The sequence below is a fragment of the Nostoc sp. genome, assembly GCF_036917815.1.
GTDB lineage: Bacteria > Cyanobacteriota > Cyanobacteriia > Cyanobacteriales > Nostocaceae > Nostoc.
Genome location: NZ_JBALEK010000002.1, coordinates 20771 through 34209 on the forward strand (window position 1 = coordinate 20771; position 13439 = coordinate 34209).

Consider the following 13439-nt stretch of genomic DNA (forward strand, 5'->3'; position numbering starts at 1 on the left):
TGTACCTTACTAGCTTGGGAAATGCTATAATTTAAATTAAAAGCAATATCTAGAAATTAAAATTAATAAAGTTAACCTATCTTGAAGAACGTAAATCAAATGTCAGAAAATGGACAAGAGCAAAAACAGCTATCTCTCAAAGAAATTGCTAGCCGATCTTTAGAAGAACGTCACAAAATATTAGAACCTTTGATCGCCGCTACCGCCGAAGATTTTTTGAATGATCCTGAATTAACAGAATTCTCGGTTTTGGATGGTGAAGACTGGGAAACTGAGAATGACAACATAATTGATGTGGAAGAACTCAAAAGCATTCGTAGCCATGACGCTTTTTTGAATGGCTACGCACCAGAAGACCAAGGACTTTATGACGACTGAAAATTAAAAGCGATCATCCTGATAAAATCATGTCACAACTTCAAATTGACTATCCAGAAACTTTACCAGATGCCTTACAGCAAACGCGAGAACAGTTTGAACAAGAAGCTAAAATGGCGATGGCAGTTAAACTATTTGAAATGAAACGCATTTCTTCTGGTTTAGCTGCACAGTTAGCAGGTATAGATAGGGTAACTTTTTTACTTAATTTACACCGTTATGGTGTAGCAATGATTGATTTAACAGAAGAGGAACTTATATCTGATTTAGCGAATGCTTGAAACTAATATAATTGTTATCAACACAGCACCACTTATTTCTATAATAGCGGCAATAGGAGATTTAAGAATTCTTCAATCTTTGTATACTCAGGTTTTGGTTCCCTTTGAAGTTTGTCAAGAAATACTTGCTGGAGGTGCAAGCGGATTTGCAGTAAGTGAATTTGAGGATGCAGATTGGCTACAAAAATCGCAAGTACCCTTAACTAATATTTCTCCATTCTTACTTAATTCTTTAGATTTAGGAGAAGCTTCTGTTATCCAACTTGCGCTCAATGAAAATATCCAGACTGTTTGCATTGATGAAGCAGCTGGTAGACGAGTTGCCAGGTTAAGCGGTCTTTCTGTTACAGGTACTATCGGTATTTTGTTGCGCGCACACCGAGAAGGATACCCGATTGATATTAAACAAGCAATTGACAGAATGATTGCTCGTGGAATTAGGTTAAGTGAAACTATTATCAATTTTGCAGTTCAACAAACTGGTGAAATAGATCCTTAAATAATTCGTAATTGGTAATTCGTAATAATACTTCGACATTACTAAATACTTAAATTTTCTCCTTCACCCACTCCCGAAAACTTCTCGTCATTTTCATCACGCCAATTCTTTGACTTTCTTCTAAAAATCGAGCAATTTCAATTAAAGGCAATTGTGCAAAAATTAGCGAATTATTACACTCTATATATTGCCCTTGTTGCAATTGGTAAATATACAACACACCTTCCTCATAACGCCAAAGTTCCATAACACCTAAAGACGCATAAATATCAAATTTATTCAGCGAAGAACTCGTTAAATCTATTTCTACTACTAAATCGGGTGCTGGGTCACGGTTCAAATCAATTTCTGATTTGTGACTCACCAACGCTTCATTGCGAATATAGTAACTGCTATCTGGTTCCGCACCACGCCGCAAATCTTCTCGTTTCAAAGTCGTTGAACCTGTAGGAAAAATCTCTAAATTTAACTCTTCACCCAAAACGAAAATGAGCATTTTCAACAAGCAATTCCAATGTTCATGGGGCATCAGTGGAGTCATAATTTCCAGCATTCCTTGGTCATAGGTGATGCGAGAGGCTCTATCCTCTCCCATCTCAGCTAGCATGGTTTCAAAAGTCTGCCAACTGATATTTCTCAATACAGCCCTTTGTTCTGAGGCGGCGCGTGTTGTTAGCATTGCTCGATTTGTGAGTTACTACCACCAAAATAGCGTCAAATAAATACCCACCGTGAACTAATTGCTAACGCATCCCTCAAAGGAGAGAGATAGGAGCCTAAACCCTGTTGTAAAATAGACATATAAGGATTCGGGGGGCCATTTAACTGGTCAAAAACGCCTATAGAAACTATTTTTGGAAATCTCCAAGGTCTGAAGTCCAGCCAGCTGAAGCAACTACAGCGACTGTACCACCAGCGCATACCAGGCGATCGCATCACCACACCTGATTTTTCCCAGCGTCTGGCAGCAATTAGCACAGAAGTCAATCAGCCTGTGTGCGCCTACATCAACCGTCGCGGACAAGTGATTCGCGTCGGCGTAGGCACACCGCGTCAAACCCAAATACCACCGATGGAATTGCCCCGTTACGGTGCAGAACGACTCAGTGGTATTCGTTGCATCGCCACCCATCTCAAGCCAGAACCGCCCAATGAAGGGGCGCTCACGGCTATGGCACTGCAACGCTTAGATGCCCTAGTTGTCCTAAATATAACCGGAGCGGGATTTACACGGCGGGGAGGCGGTGCTACCGGGTATGTCAAAGAAGCTTATCTAGCTCATCTGACACCCCAAGAGTCTCGCACTTTAATTACTAGTCCTGCGGCTCCCAAGGTTGGAGAAAGCCAAATCCAATCCCCAAGTTGGAATATATCGCCACCTTTGGACTTGGACGATCTGGCAGATCAGGATTTAGTAGACTTGGTAGAAAATCTGGAAGCGGAATTCCAGCGCGAATTTATCGCCCAGGAAGTAGATGCTGACCACGATCGCGTGCTAATTGTGGGAGTGATGACCAGTGAGATAACTCCCCTACAATTCCAAGACAACCTAGTGGAATTGGGACGTTTAGTTGATACTGCTGGCGGAGATGTATTACAGACAATACAACAAAAGCGATCGCGCATTCATCCTCAAACTGTAGTTGGCGAAGGTAAGGTGCAAGAAATTGCCCTAACAGCCCAAACACTAGGGGTCAATCTTGTAGTCTTTGACCGCGACCTCTCACCCTCCCAAGTCCGTAACTTAGAAATACAAATTGGTATTCGGGTAGTTGACCGCACCGAAGTTATTTTAGATATCTTTGCCCAACGCGCTCAGTCCCGTGCCGGTAAGTTGCAAGTAGAACTAGCACAGTTAGAATACATGCAGCCGCGATTGGCTGGTAGAGGTCGCACCATGTCCCGATTAGGTGGTGGTATTGGGACTCGTGGCCCTGGTGAAACCAAACTGGAAACAGAACGCCGTGCCATTGGGCAGCGTATTTCCCGACTGCAAAAAGAAGTAACCCAGTTACAAGCCCATCGGTCGCGGTTACGGCAGCGACGGCAACATCGGGAAGTTCCTTCAGTGGCTTTGGTTGGATATACCAACGCTGGCAAGTCCACTTTACTAAATGCTCTCACTAACGCAGAAGTTTATACAGCCGACCAATTATTTGCCACCCTCGATCCTACCACCCGCCGCCTGGTAATTCCTTATGGCGAAACAAATGAACATCAGGAAATTCTGATTACAGATACAGTAGGGTTTATACATGAACTGCCTGCATCGTTAATGGATGCCTTCCGCGCCACCTTGGAGGAAGTCACAGAAGCCGATGCCCTACTACATTTGGTGGATTTGTCTCACCCCGCTTGGTTGCGTCATATTCGCTCAGTCAGAGAAATCTTGGCACAAATGCCCATAACTCCTGGTCCAGCGCTGGTTATTTTTAACAAGATTGATCAAGCCGATAGTGAGACACTAGCTATAGCTAGAGAAGAATTTCCCCTGGCAGTATTTATTTCTGCGAGTCAGCGCTTGGGATTAGAAACCCTACGCCACCGCCTTGCCCAGCTAATTGAATATGCAGTTGACTGTGGGTAAATACTGAAATTAAAGTTTTGTATTTCAGTTAAAAATGCCGTAGTTCTATTGACTACGGCATTTGCTATTAAAGATAAAGAATATTTGTACTTCACTAAGCTGAAGTTACCCATACAAATATATTGAAAAAGCTTTTGCCGTAATAGTTTGAACGATTATGGTAAAAACTGTATACCTCTGTAGACTGCTTCTGTGTGCTTGCGATCGCACTCCTGCACCACCACAGAAGATGAAATAAATTAAATTAAATTTTATTAAAGATATTTCTAAATTAGAAAATAGTTCATTCCATAGTCCAGTTTTTTGCTGGAATATTCCAAATCTAGTTACTCCGTGTAATTACTGTCTCGTAGATATATACCTAAGAAATTAAAACTTTTACCTCCTAAATTAAATTTTTAATAAACATATAGATAAAAGATGGACTATGCAGGATTCTTTATGACAAGTTAGAGCTATCAATTCCTAATCAATAAATCGAATAGTCATTGAGTAGATTTATCCGAATGTCAACTATCAAGCTACAACAAATTGCAGTTAAGCAATATCAGCTAATCCTTGCTAGTACTACATTTAAAAATTAATATGCTATTTCTTCTCAAGAAATAGCATATTAATTCAACTACTAAAAAACACAGCAAAATCGATGAAATTTCGCAGCATATCAACTTTTGTTTTTATATATTTTGGAACAGCTTTAGCATTTTCTCCATCCGTTAATGCTGCCACATTTCAGACTAATTTCACTCAATCTCTTACAGGCGCAGACGCTTCCAAAGGTGATATTTGGCTAAATTCTGTTACTCAGGATGGAACTAAATTTAATAATTTCTCTTTCATTAATAAAGTAGATATCTTATCTAACACACCAATCACAAACGTTGAACCAGGAAGTACGAGTACACCAGGCGACAAAAACAATAACACCGGGGCAGCGAGTACAGATAAAGGTGATAAAGCTTCTTCTCCCATAGCTGTTTCTGGTCTGAAAGACCCAACTGGTGCTGAAATTGCTACCTTCCTGGGGAACAAAAACTTAAACAACATTATTGATACAGAAGATGCCGGATCTTTTAAAATGAACCTCTTTTTCGACAGTTCCATTCAGAAAGATAATACTGGATTAGACAACCTGTTCTTTTGGGAACGGGGTATGAATAGTGACTTGGGTATTCAAGCCATTGATAGCACTGGCAAGTTAATAGGTACATTCTTACAACTGAATCGCCAAGACCAAAAAGATGCAGGCTATAGCATTGACACTACAGAAATTGATGGCGCTCAAGAAGTAGGTTCATGGGGAGTCCAACTTAAGCAATTGGGAGTAACCTCTCTTAGTGGTATTCAAATAACAACGAATGCAAATTACAACGGACCTGATTTCAAAGTAATAGCCAGAAATGGGCCAGCATATTATCAAGCTCCGCCATCTCCGCCTAAACAAGTGCCTGAACCTAATACAGCCGCAGCCCTCGGCTTATTTGCTGTAGGTGCGCTGAGAGTGGTGAAGAAGAAGTCTTTAGTGACAGCTTAAAGGACACTCCCCTAGAGGCGTAAGTATACTAACATACCCCTACTCTAAGGAAGCTATACAATCGCTAAAAAGCCTATAAAACAGGCTTTTTAACGATTTTTATTTGGTTGAGTCGATGGGGGATATTATTCCCCGCACCTCTCAGTTAAATCTGGACGTGCCCATTTCTGTGCATCCAGCTTCCGATGTTCTCAGCTTGCGCTTTTGCCCATGTGTTTGTAATCGTGACAACTCTCATGAATTGCTTCTAGATTATTCTTTTTCCAATTGGCGTGATTTCCGTCGATGTGGTGCAAATGTACCTTTTCTTCATCAATGAATTTCAGACCACAGGAAGGCAAATTTAGTTCGCCACTTCTGAGAATAAAGTCAAAACGAGATAGGGCAACTACAGCCAGTGGCAAAGTTCTAAAATTAAGAAGTATTAAATCAAGTTGAGGACATCATGGCTGCAAAAGTAGAAATTTACACCTGGAGGACTTGCCCGTTTTGCATTCGTGCCAAAAGTTTGCTGAAAAACAAGGGGGTTGAATTTACCGAATACAGCATTGATGGAGATGAAGCAGCGAGAAATAAAATGGCTCAAAGAGCAAATGGACGGCGCTCCTTACCACAAATCTTCATCAATGATGATCATATTGGTGGTTGTGATGACATCCACGCTTTAGATAGTCAAGGCAAGCTGGATGAGCTACTAACTTCTAACAATAGCGTTTAGATTCAGAAGATATTGCCCTAGCGACAAGCCACTGCAAACTATACGGCAGTCGCTACAACTCTGGAACGAAGAGGAACGCGCTGCCTTTTTTACGTGCTTTTTTATCACAAAAGCGATATCTTTCCACAAGACTTTACGCTCGATGTTCTACTCAGCAGTACAAATGTACGTCTATTGGTAAGGTCATCAAGAGATAATAATTGAATAACTATTTAATTTCTTGGTGATTGAGGTATAAAGGGTGAAACTGGCTTTTATCATTGATCCTATCCATCTGCTTGACCCGTGTCATGATACCAGTGTTGCCCTGATCGAAGCAGCGCAAATCCTGGGACACGAAGTTTGGATAACTCAGGTAAATCTGCTGAGTGTGGTGGAAAGCAAAGCTTGGGCTTTCCTACAGCGAGTTGAAGTTGTACCAGTGCAGTTGGTAGACAGACGGTGGGTAGCGGCAAATCCTTGGTATAAGTTGAGCGATTCTTCCTTAACTTCTTTAGAGACAATGGATGCCGTATTTATGCGGACAGATCCACCTGTCAATGATTCATACCTTTATGCGACTTATATTCTTGATTACATTGACCAAAATAAAACCCTGGTGATTAATAGTCCTAGTGGTATCCGGGGGGCAAATGAGAAAATGTACGCCCTCCAGTTTACAAAAGCGATTCCAGAGACGATTGTCAGTGCTGATAAGCAGTTGATTCGGCAATTTGTGGAAGCAAAGGGGGCAGCAATTCTCAAACCACTAGGTAACAAAGCTGGGGAAGGTATTTTGTTTTTGCAACCAGGCGATCGCAATTTTAACTCTATTGTCGAACTCAGTACCCTGCAAGGTCGAGTGCCAGTAATGGTACAAACCTATTTACCGGAGGCAAAAGCAGGAGATAAGCGAATTATCTTGCTCAATGGCGAACCAATTGGTGCGCTCAATCGCCTCTCTAGCGGAACTGATTTTCGCAATAATATGGCAACTGGTGGCACCGTCGCTCAAACCGAAATTACCCCAAGAGAGTATGAAATCTGTACCCAATTAGCCGAACGCTTACGCCAAGACGGTTTAACTTTTGTGGGTATTGACATTATCGGTGGCTACCTAACTGAAGTTAATGTCACCAGTCCTACCGGAATTCGTGAGATTGATCGATTAGATGGCACTCACCTTGGTCATCAGATAATTCAATGGATTGAACAAACCCTGAAAATTAAAAAATAATTTCCACTTACCGATACCTTTAGTAAATTTACTTATCCTTAGTTGGGCAGGTCTTCCTATTTTTTGGTTACAAAAGCATAGCTGGACATACCAGCCAGCAGACTCCTGCCCAAATCCATTCTATAAAGTAGCGTTGACGAGTTTTTTTACCAATTGCCAAAATTGGGTATGACAACAGATTGCTTACCCCTGCCCTTGGTAAAACCCTGAAACTAGCAGATTTTATACAGCACTCAGCCTGAACCGAGACTGATAAGTTAATCTAAAGTTGTTCGACTGAGCGCTCACATCGGAGTCTCAAATCCAAAATCTTTTAATTCCTTGGTGTACGTCGGTTTTTCAGAAAATCAGGTATATCCAATCCAATTTTTTCTTTTGGTTCTGGAATTGGAGTTGGAGTTGCAGTTGGAGTTGAGGTTGGGGGATTAACTGCGGGTTGCTGTGTTGTTGGTCGCTTGGAGGTGTTAGGTGCTACTCGAACGTTAGCTACGCTTTGTTGTACCGCAGCTTGCACTTCACCTGTAAATCCGGTGGCAATCACAGTAATTCTTACCTCCCCTTGGAGTCTGTCATCAATTACAGCCCCAAAAATAATATTGGCATTGGGATCAACTACTTCATAGATTGCTTCTGCGGCGGCATTGACTTCATGCAAAGTCAGGTCAGTACCACCAGTAATATTAAAGACAACACCTCTAGCACCTTCAATAGAACATTCTAGCAACGGGGAAGAAATAGCTGCGATCGCAGCTTCTCTGGCTCTAGATTTTCCAGAACTCACGCCAATTCCCATCAATGCCGATCCCGCATCTGCCATCACAGCTCGGACATCAGCAAAGTCAACGTTTACCAAACCAGGGATCGTGATGATATCAGAAATACCTTGCACCCCTTGACGCAGCACATCATCTGCATAGCGAAAAGCTTCTTGCACAGGCGTTTGTTCGGGGATCACTTCCAATAGTTTGTTGTTAGGGATAATAATCAGCGTATCTACCCTACTTTTTAGTCCATCAATACCTTGTTCCGCTTGGCTGGTGCGGCGGCGTCCCTCAAACACAAATGGACGTGTGACTACACCAACAGTGAGAGCGCCCATTTCTTTGGCTATTTCTGCCACAATCGGGGCTGCGCCCGTCCCAGTACCACCGCCCATCCCAGCAGTGATAAATACTAGGTCTGCACCCTCCAAAGCCGTAGCAATTTCATCCCGTGATTCCTCAGCTGCCTTTTGACCAATGGCAGGATTACCACCTGCTCCTAAACCCCGCGTTAATTTCTGTCCAATTTGCAATCGACTTGGAGCGCCAGCTAAGGTAAGAGCTTGAGCATCAGTGTTAATTGACCAAAACTCTACCCCAGAGACATCAGACTCGATCATGCGGTTAACAGCATTGCCACCACCACCACCGACACCAATCACTTTGATGTTGGCGACCCGACCAGGAACAATCTCACCAATTCGGCTATTTTCCGCAAAAATCTTCTTATTATCGTGATTTTGTCCGAAGTTCATCCCGGAGTTATTAAAGGGGTTGGTCGAGTTAACTGCCAGAGAGAACCCTGGCTGTCCCGCAGATTGGGAATTTTTATAGTTAAGTCCTTGGTTATTATCAAGTGTCATTGGATTTGTGAAAGGGTAGATAAACGACTTTTTCAGGTGTTATTCACCTAAGAGTCAACTTTAGTTTGACACTGCCACAATACTATGGCATTGTTCTTGATTGTTTTCACTACTGCCAAGCCTAACAGAATTGGCAGTGGGAAAATTTGCGATGGGATAAGCTTTTAACGCAGCCGATCGCACAGTCAATTCTAGAGAAGTATACCTATATTTATCTAAAAGTGATGTGTATAACTTCAACCAGACATTAATCTCTTCATTATTCTCATCGGAGGGCATCCCTTGTAAAGACACACTACAGGGTATCTTCTCTGCCTCAATAATAATATTGTTAATAGGTTTCACCATTGGGGATGATTGCAACTTTAGACACAAAATTTACATTCTACTTACTTATCCTTAAGGTTAAAATAAGCAAGAATTTACTTGTCAGACTATACCTGATTCATTTGTTCTTTGGGGGGTCTTAAGGGACACTTTGTTGGAGGAATACTCTATCCTACGAGAACCCTTACTGGTGTGGTCAACAAATCAAGATTTCCTAAGTGGTTTCGTCATCCAATAGGAATTACAGCACAGATCAGTCCAAATTGATTGCCCATAAGCAATTTACGCTACTTTGGGCGGCATTTTTCCTTACAGATTGAAACTTCGGTAAACTGTCTTTGGAAGTGTCCTCAACAGACCAAAGCCGCAGCATTTTTGGCTCTGCACTTGGATGGCGGCATAAACCGTTCTCATCAGTGCCCTCTGTTTTTAATGAAAAACTCAAGCATTTTTCTCTTTTTCGCACTGGGTTTAGTCAAAGAATGTATGGGCAGAAGGCGTTTTACACGCTATAGACCATCATTAGATTGTCCGATATTTTGCACCCTACTATTAGATGCTACGGTAACAATTGAGGGTCTTTTACTCGGAATGGAGATTTTATGATTGATCTTCTTATTCTAATTAGAAGTTAATGCCGATTTTCGTGCGGTTTGCCAGAAAACTGAAAATAATAAATATATTTATCAGCATAAAACTTCTGAATTTACTAGGAGCTATCAATACATTAAACACCCTAGTACAAGAAGGCAAAAGTAAAAAGGCAAAAGTAAAAAGAAAGAATGCTTATTTTGTAGGCTTTCTGGCTATTTAAAATAGTTGCTTTATTTCCGCCGTGTCGTACTAGATGTTTTTAGGGATTTTGGGAGTTAATTTTTGGTTATTTTGGTTCATCTGTACTAATGGAACTTCGGGATTTTTCAGATCGATATACTCTATTTCACTGGAATTTAATTTTGCTGCTAAAGGGCGCATTTGGGCGAGTACCTTAATTTGTTCAGACAACTGGGAACCTGGAACGCCGAGATGCACATTTCCTAGTTCTGTTTTCAAAATTAAATTCGCTGGATCTTGGCAATCAATTTCCATAACTTTCACGGGACTTTGGCTGACAGCTTGATGAAGTTGAGTCCAGTTGAGGCAGTATTGTTTTGGTGAACCAATTACTCTGAGATTAGGTAATTTGCTAGTGGGATTCAGTGATGTGTATTTTTCTAAGGGCATCCAGGCCCCACTTGCATCTAGTAAGCCGATTGTGACTTTTTTGTTGCTAGGTGTTTGAGTCACCGCTACAGGTACTCGTTCTTGAATTTCGATGATTAATCCAGGAGGAAACAGGCGGCGTTTGACGATCGCTTGGGCAATAGTTGGTTGTTTCTTCAAAGAGTTAGCGATCGCTGACGGTTCAATCCGCCACAAAGACTGGGGGTAAGATAGCACCAACAGTGACTGAGTTGTTTGATCCGACAGTAATTTATTACCTGATTTCATCACTATTTGTTTGGGAGCCTTTAGCATCCACACCGGTTGGACTGCCACCCACAGCAATCCACCCGCAAAACCAGTAATGGCAAAGGTTCGCCAAATAGCCTGAATAATTTTCATCTGCCGTTGCCGACGTAATTTCTGACGACGCTGGGCTAGATCCGTGCGGGAAACTGATATTATGCCAGCCATTCAAACCCCTTTCTGGTTGCAATCTAAATTCCTTGACATACTCGGATCATGATTAATTTCAGTAAACACTATAGCGGTTCTCGCTTGGGTGCAGTACAGTTTTGACCTCTCTCCTAAAAGGAGAGAGGCTTTAAGTCTTACTCCCCTTCCCTTGCAGGGAAGGGGCTGGGGGTTAGGTCTGTATTTCATGCAATTGAGAACTGCTATATTGGCATCTGTTAGCCACTCTCCTCAAGACTCTTTTTATTTTTAGTAACACTTTACAGTAACTACACAAGGATTATGGCGGAATGGCACTAAGTTAAGATACAGCCCCCCCTATTTCTTGACCAGAGGCAGCAGCCCCTCAGAATACATTCCCAGCCTGGAGGCTAGGAACGAGGTTACACAAGTCTTTGGGTTTTACAAGCGTGCCATTCGATTATGGCGCTAGTGATCATTGCTATTAAAGTTTCCGGTGTCCATTTTTAACTGACTGTAGTCTTTTTGACAAGTTCTTTTTGAAGATTTTTCCCTAAAGATTACAAAATATTAATTGAGATGCTGAGGATTTTGTTTTCTTGACAAATATAACATGAAGTGATATATAAGTATTTCTGGTTCTCTGTGTACATTGCTATAATTAATACCATTCCTATCTCATCAGTTATACAAACTGAGAACCATGTACTCTTGTAGCTTTTTTGACTGATTCACTAAGCCTTAAAGGTTTGCGCCAGATTAAACAAAAGCTAGAGATTGTCAAAATCTCAATAGCAGGTGTAAAAAGGACAGATGTGCTTAAGGCTATTATGGTCAATTAAATCTCTACCGTACTACTGACAGTGATAATGCACCAAGTCATGTTTTTTGTAATACACTAACAACTTGTGAGTCAATCGTACGCTTACATCCTGGATAGAGATTAATTGTATAAAAGATACGAATTAAACTGCATCTACATACACCTCTACATACATGAGAACGACATTAAACTTGTCACGATTTTATAAAGCATGTAACCCCAGCTACACGCTAAATATAAGTAACGGGCTAGATCGGCAGTATTACATAGATTTTGCTGATGTACGTGGTTGCAAGATTGTCGAAGAATTGCAACGGACTATCGTTCGGATTTCTCCTGATGAGCCAACCTGCCAGTTATTTACGGGTCACATTGGCTGCGGGAAGTCAACGGAATTACAGCGCCTCAAGACAGAACTGGAATTAGCGGGATTTCATGTGGTTTATTTTGAGTCTAGTCAAGATTTAGACATGGCGGATATTGATATCAGCGATATTTTGCTGAGTGTAGCCCGTCAAGTCAGTGCCAGTTTAGAAGGCATTAACATCAAACTCAAAGGTGGTTACTTTACCAATTTGTTTAAAGAAGTAGGCGATTTTTTGCAAAGCCCTATAGAGCTTTCTGGACAAGCAGAATTGTCTTTGGGTATTGCCAAAATTACCGCCAAAACCAAAGATAGCACCCAGATGCGAAATCAACTGAGGCAATATCTGGAACCACGTACCAATAGTATTTTGCAAGCGATTAACGAAGAAATTTTAGAAAAGGCTGTTGAACAGCTAAAGCTACGGGGTCAAAAAGGACTGGTAGTGATTGTAGATAATTTGGATCGAGTGGATATGCGTCCCTTAGCATCAGGGCGATCGCAACCAGAATACCTTTTTATCGACCGAGGCGAACAGCTACGCCGACTCAAGTGCCACCTAGTTTACACAATTCCTCTAACGTTAATTTTCTCCAATGAGTATGAGACACTAAAAAATCGCCTGGGGGGAGGGATTGCGCCGAAAGTACTGCCGATGGTATTGGTGCGGCAAAGAGATGGCAATGACTACGAACCAGGTATGTCATTAGTGCGCCAATTAGTTCTAGCAAGAGCTTTTCCAGAAGTTCCTTTGAATGAAAGGCTTTTATTAATTACAGAATTGTTCGATCACTCCCAAACTTTGGATCGGATATGTCGCGTTAGTGGTGGTCACATTCGTAACTTATTGGGTTTACTTTATAGCTGCCTGCAACGACAAGATCCACCTTTTTCTAGGGACTGCTTAGAAGCCGTGATTAAGGACTACCGCGACGATCTGCTATTAGCTATTGATGAATCCCAGTGGGAATTATTGTTTGAAGTAGTGCAGCAGCAGAAAGTTAAAGGTGAGTCTGACTATCAGAGCTTACTTAGAAGTATGTATCTGTTTGAATATCGCGATCCTGTAGGCCGCTGGTTTGGCATCAGTCCAGCCTTGGCAGAAACAGAAAAAGTTTTGGCTTGGCAACAAAATAAGTAACAAGTCATTAGTCATTAGTTATTAGTCATTAGTTATTAGGGGACTGACAAATAAAAAAACATCCCAAATTTTTTGTGGGATGGGTGTCCCCACCCGTCCCAGATTTAGAGCGCTCATGTTGCCCACCCCACAAAATGGATAATTTATTTCTTGTCAGTCCCTAGTCATTAGATTAAGGTACTTCCAAGAAATAAATTACCCAAAGAAACGTAGACGCGATAGCGGCTTGCCACAGGCTACCACTCCAGACAATAAATAGAGTTGCCAGTGCGCCCTTGCGGTTAAGAGACTTGTACCCCTCCGGGGATC

The 13439-nt window shown here is 41.7% G+C and carries 13 protein-coding genes and 1 pseudogene; 8 read left to right on the forward strand and 6 right to left on the reverse strand.

The window, feature by feature from the left end:
* Positions 1-81: 81 nt before the first annotated feature.
* Genes V7K97_RS00335 through V7K97_RS00345 form a run of 3 tightly spaced genes read left to right on the forward strand, consistent with a single transcriptional unit; the run spans position 82 to position 1158 of the window.
* A complete protein-coding gene (locus V7K97_RS00335; RefSeq protein ID WP_334798723.1) occupies positions 82-378 on the forward strand; it encodes a hypothetical protein in 297 nt (98 codons plus the stop codon).
* Positions 379-404: 26 nt separating this feature from the next.
* A complete protein-coding gene (locus tag V7K97_RS00340; RefSeq protein WP_334798791.1) occupies positions 405-659 on the forward strand; it encodes a UPF0175 family protein in 255 nt (84 codons plus the stop codon).
* Positions 652-1158, forward strand: coding sequence for a DUF3368 domain-containing protein (locus V7K97_RS00345; RefSeq protein WP_334798724.1), 507 nt, complete (start codon positions 652-654; stop codon positions 1156-1158). Before V7K97_RS00340 ends, V7K97_RS00345 begins: the two co-directional genes overlap by 8 nt.
* Positions 1159-1207: 49 nt before the next feature.
* Here V7K97_RS00345 and V7K97_RS00350 read toward each other — a convergent pair whose 3' ends face one another.
* Both V7K97_RS00350 and V7K97_RS00355 read right to left on the reverse strand, forming a co-directional pair.
* The gene (locus tag V7K97_RS00350; RefSeq protein WP_334798725.1) at positions 1208-1837 is read right to left on the reverse strand and encodes a Uma2 family endonuclease; all 630 of its coding nucleotides are present in this window, start codon (positions 1835-1837) and stop codon (positions 1208-1210) included.
* A 35-nt stretch (positions 1838-1872) separates the two neighbouring features.
* Positions 1873-2145, reverse strand: coding sequence for a hypothetical protein (locus V7K97_RS00355; protein WP_334798726.1), 273 nt, complete (start codon positions 2143-2145; stop codon positions 1873-1875).
* Here V7K97_RS00355 and hflX point away from each other — a divergent pair.
* Both hflX and V7K97_RS00365 read left to right on the forward strand, forming a co-directional pair.
* Positions 2030-3745 (forward strand): GTPase HflX, encoded by a 1716-nt coding sequence (hflX, locus tag V7K97_RS00360; protein WP_334798792.1) that lies wholly within the window; start codon positions 2030-2032, stop codon positions 3743-3745. The genes V7K97_RS00355 and hflX overlap by 116 nt on opposite strands.
* Positions 3746-4391: 646 nt before the next feature.
* Positions 4392-5279, forward strand: a complete 888-nt coding sequence (locus V7K97_RS00365) for an exosortase-dependent surface protein XDP2 (protein ID WP_334798727.1) — start codon at positions 4392-4394, stop codon at positions 5277-5279.
* Positions 5280-5470: 191 nt separating this feature from the next.
* On the opposite strand, the pseudogene V7K97_RS00370 reads toward V7K97_RS00365, so the two are convergent.
* Positions 5471-5611: pseudogene (locus V7K97_RS00370) on the reverse strand (group II intron reverse transcriptase); the annotation flags it as partial.
* A 113-nt stretch (positions 5612-5724) separates the two neighbouring features.
* Here V7K97_RS00370 and grxC point away from each other — a divergent pair.
* Both grxC and gshB read left to right on the forward strand, forming a co-directional pair.
* Positions 5725-5997 (forward strand): glutaredoxin 3, encoded by a 273-nt coding sequence (grxC, locus tag V7K97_RS00375; protein WP_334798728.1) that lies wholly within the window; start codon positions 5725-5727, stop codon positions 5995-5997.
* A gap of 241 nt (positions 5998-6238) precedes the next feature.
* A complete protein-coding gene (gene gshB, locus V7K97_RS00380) occupies positions 6239-7213 on the forward strand; it encodes a glutathione synthase (protein WP_334798729.1) in 975 nt (324 codons plus the stop codon).
* Between the two features lie 313 nt (positions 7214-7526).
* Here the strand turns inward: gshB and ftsZ are convergent, their stop codons facing one another.
* The 3 genes from ftsZ to V7K97_RS00395 form a co-directional block, all read right to left on the reverse strand.
* Positions 7527-8837, reverse strand: coding sequence for a cell division protein FtsZ (ftsZ, locus tag V7K97_RS00385; RefSeq protein WP_334798730.1), 1311 nt, complete (start codon positions 8835-8837; stop codon positions 7527-7529).
* 60 nt (positions 8838-8897) lie between these two features.
* Positions 8898-9185, reverse strand: coding sequence for a hypothetical protein (locus V7K97_RS00390; RefSeq protein ID WP_334798731.1), 288 nt, complete (start codon positions 9183-9185; stop codon positions 8898-8900).
* Positions 9186-10007: 822 nt separating this feature from the next.
* Positions 10008-10841, reverse strand: coding sequence for a cell division protein FtsQ/DivIB (locus V7K97_RS00395; RefSeq protein WP_334798732.1), 834 nt, complete (start codon positions 10839-10841; stop codon positions 10008-10010).
* A gap of 957 nt (positions 10842-11798) precedes the next feature.
* Between V7K97_RS00395 and V7K97_RS00400 the strand changes: the two genes are divergently transcribed.
* Positions 11799-13130 carry a P-loop NTPase fold protein gene (locus V7K97_RS00400; RefSeq protein ID WP_334798733.1) on the forward strand — a complete coding sequence of 444 codons (1332 nt, stop codon included), beginning with the start codon at positions 11799-11801 and terminating at the stop codon, positions 13128-13130.
* Positions 13131-13439 lie beyond the last annotated feature (309 nt).

Excerpts from the sequence above, each read along its gene's own strand:
- V7K97_RS00345 (WP_334798724.1), top strand. The coding sequence starts at position 652 with ATGCTTGAAACTAATATAATTGTTATCAACACAGCACCACTTATTTCT.
- V7K97_RS00350 (WP_334798725.1), bottom strand. The coding sequence starts at position 1,837 with ATGCTAACAACACGCGCCGCCTCAGAACAAAGGGCTGTATTGAGAAAT.
- V7K97_RS00365 (WP_334798727.1), top strand. The coding sequence starts at position 4,392 with ATGAAATTTCGCAGCATATCAACTTTTGTTTTTATATATTTTGGAACA.
- grxC (WP_334798728.1), top strand. The coding sequence starts at position 5,725 with ATGGCTGCAAAAGTAGAAATTTACACCTGGAGGACTTGCCCGTTTTGC.
- ftsZ (WP_334798730.1), bottom strand. The coding sequence starts at position 8,837 with ATGACACTTGATAATAACCAAGGACTTAACTATAAAAATTCCCAATCT.
- V7K97_RS00390 (WP_334798731.1), bottom strand. The coding sequence starts at position 9,185 with ATGGTGAAACCTATTAACAATATTATTATTGAGGCAGAGAAGATACCC.
- V7K97_RS00395 (WP_334798732.1), bottom strand. The coding sequence starts at position 10,841 with ATGGCTGGCATAATATCAGTTTCCCGCACGGATCTAGCCCAGCGTCGT.
- V7K97_RS00400 (WP_334798733.1), top strand. The coding sequence starts at position 11,799 with ATGAGAACGACATTAAACTTGTCACGATTTTATAAAGCATGTAACCCC.